Source organism: Janthinobacterium sp., assembly GCF_009923995.1.
In the GTDB taxonomy this organism is placed as follows: domain Bacteria; phylum Pseudomonadota; class Gammaproteobacteria; order Burkholderiales; family Burkholderiaceae_D; genus Janthinobacterium.
This window is the reverse complement of record NZ_RFSK01000134.1, coordinates 1-2,397: the sequence shown is the minus strand read 5'-3', so window position 1 is coordinate 2,397 and position 2,397 is coordinate 1. Positions and strand designations below refer to the sequence as shown.

Genomic DNA, 2,397 nt, shown 5'->3' with positions numbered 1-2,397 from the left:
AAGCAAACCCTCTACAAAATCGTCCACGTCCAGCCGGGCGGAGGCATCGGCATAGGTGAAGAACGGAAGAAGCTGCCCGGATTTAATGCCCTCATCCACAGGAACGATATCGGGCGCGTCCTCCTCACCTCGGAATAACTCAGGGTCCAACCCCAGCGCATCCCAATAGTCCGGCGGCATATCTGGCGGCGTAGGTTCCTCGCGCCGCTCCGGGGCTTTGCGGGGCCGGTTGCGACCGTCCTTGAAAGCGCGGCGGACCTTGGCTTCCACTTCATCCGGCTGCCATGCCTCGCGCCCGCTTTCGGACCCCATGGACCGCCCGGCGGCAAGCAATTCCGCCACGGCGATACCCTCCTCGATCTCGCCGCCCGCGACGAGCGCGCCGACTTTCAACCCGGCGGCATTGAGGGTCGTTTCCTGCTGCCCAAATGGCGCGCGACGGATGGCGTTGCATTCGTCAGCCAACGCGGCCAAGCCATACCGCGTCCCGCCATGCTCGCGCGCGACTTGTGGGGCTGCTGGCGGCGGCTGTTCACGTTCGGGTGGCATACACGCCCGGATCAACCATCGGGGCATTTCTGCCGGCTCTGTAGGGTCGGCAAGGCTGTATCCCGGAGACGGGGGAACGATCACGTAACCGCCCTCTCCTCGCACATCCACGCCCGGCGCAACGCGGCTGGCGCTATTGCGGATTTCCACACCTTCCGGAACTAGGAAAATCAGATGCAATCCACCGGACCGCGTCTTGTGCGTGCGGGTGGGCGGCAGGGCTTCCGCATTTTCACGCAGCCAATCGCTGCCGTCGCGGTCGGAGCGGATGTCGATGTCAATCACCACCCAGCCAGAAGCAGCGCCAGTAGGCACGCCAATCAGTTCCGCGCCGGGCCGATCAAATGCCGCGCGGATTTGCGCGGGGTCCTTGCTCGCAGCCTTGAAGCCAGTTGCGATGACGGGTCGCTTGTCCGCACCGCAAGGAAAACACGGAATGCCCAGCGCGGCTGCAGCATCGGAAATTCCCGCCATCATTCCTCGCCATCCTCAAAGCGCGCACCCCACGCCCACGTATGCGGCCACTCTTTGCGGAGATCGGCCAGCATAGGGTCATCGTGGGGAACGATTACGTGACAGTAGTAAAGCGCCGCCGGTATGCAGGATTCTGCCAGCGTGAGCATGGCCTTGGCCTGTCGCACGATGCCAAACACGGTTGCGATGCGGGGTTTAATTTCAAAGATATTGCAGGTTGTGACAAAATCGACCGTTAGCAATTCGACGGCATCCACAAATGACACCACGGAACCGCGCCGAACCATCGGGTATTCGCCTTCAACTATTCGAGAGACTACAGCACCAGACGGGATGGCGGCGATTGAACGGGACCGCAGGAAATCCAGAAATTCTGCCTGCAACTTGTCATGCGTCGGCGGGCGGTTGCGCGCCTTCTCGTGATATCGGGACGGGGTTAGGGGATAGTTCACGGCAGATACTTCAACTGCAACGCCACGGCCCGCGCGATACGGGATGCGGACGGCTTGGCGGCGCGGGGCTTTCTGGCTTTCTTTGGCGCAGGAACCTTAGCCTTGGCAGCCTCAAGCATGGCGTCGTGATGTGCGGCCTGTATCGGCCAGTTCGCAGCCATCGGCACGGCATTAGCGGACAGGATTTCGCCATACCCCATCACTGAGGTTGTCCAAGCCCAAATGCCCCCCGCTGCCTGGATAGCTGCGCCCTCTTTCTTCTGGGCATCGGACAACTTGCCGCCGGGGGCTTTCAATTCAACGTGGATGGTCTTGCCGCCCACTGTCAGAGAGGTATCAGGCTCACCGGCCTTGACGCCGCGTTGCCGCTCCCAGAAATGACGGCCCACACCTGATTTGCCGTAGTTGTTCTGACCGCGATCATGGCTGGCGAAACGATGCGGCGCGGTGACGGCACTAGCGACAAACTTCATAACGCGGAGTTGCAGGCGGTGCTCGGGGCCGCTCATGTCGCCATTCCCTCCAAAACCACGCGATACTCCCACAGCCCCCGGCCCTGATACCGGCGCTCCACGGTCCAGGCCCCATACCGCGCCTTCCGAAAATCCCGCAGCCTGGCGCTGATGCTCTGCACCGGATGCCCCGTGCGCGCTTCAAGATCGTAAAGCGTCCACCATTCGCCCGTCCGCGCGTAACGCCAGATATCCTCACGTTTCAGGCGGCGGCGTTGCTGTTCTTTTGTCTCACTCATACGGCAACGCCTCCTGTGTGGGATACTGGGCTTAACGAACAAGTCCGCCTGCCGCTGCGCCTGCTCAATCCGGCGACACGCTATGTCGAAATACTTCGGCTCTATCTCGATGCCGATAAACGCCCGGCCCATACGCGCGCAGGCAACGCCGGTCGTGCCGCTGCCCATGAA

Annotated in this window: 4 protein-coding genes; all 4 read right to left on the bottom strand. The window is 62.0% G+C overall.

The features are described 5' to 3' along the window. Positions 1-1,026, bottom strand: a 1,026-nt coding sequence (locus tag EBS11_RS28150; protein ID WP_290608808.1) for a bifunctional DNA primase/polymerase, incomplete at its 3' end; no start/stop codon positions are given. Next, on the bottom strand, positions 1,023-1,475 hold the full coding sequence (locus EBS11_RS28145; protein ID WP_290608806.1) for a hypothetical protein: 453 nt from the start codon (positions 1,473-1,475) through the stop codon (positions 1,023-1,025). The genes EBS11_RS28145 and EBS11_RS28150, both read right to left, overlap by 4 nt. Further along, the gene (locus EBS11_RS28140) at positions 1,472-1,984 is read right to left on the bottom strand and encodes a VRR-NUC domain-containing protein (protein ID WP_290608804.1); all 513 of its coding nucleotides are present in this window, start codon (positions 1,982-1,984) and stop codon (positions 1,472-1,474) included. Before EBS11_RS28140 ends, EBS11_RS28145 begins: the two co-directional genes overlap by 4 nt. Then, the coding region (locus EBS11_RS28135; RefSeq protein WP_290608802.1) for a DNA methyltransferase at positions 1,981-2,397 on the bottom strand (417 nt) is incomplete at its 5' end. The genes EBS11_RS28135 and EBS11_RS28140, both read right to left, overlap by 4 nt.

What these genes read in the sequence shown, in the direction of transcription:
- EBS11_RS28140 (WP_290608804.1), bottom strand. Translation starts at nt 1,984, where the DNA reads ATGAGCGGCCCCGAGCACCGCCTGCAACTCCGCGTTATGAAGTTTGTC.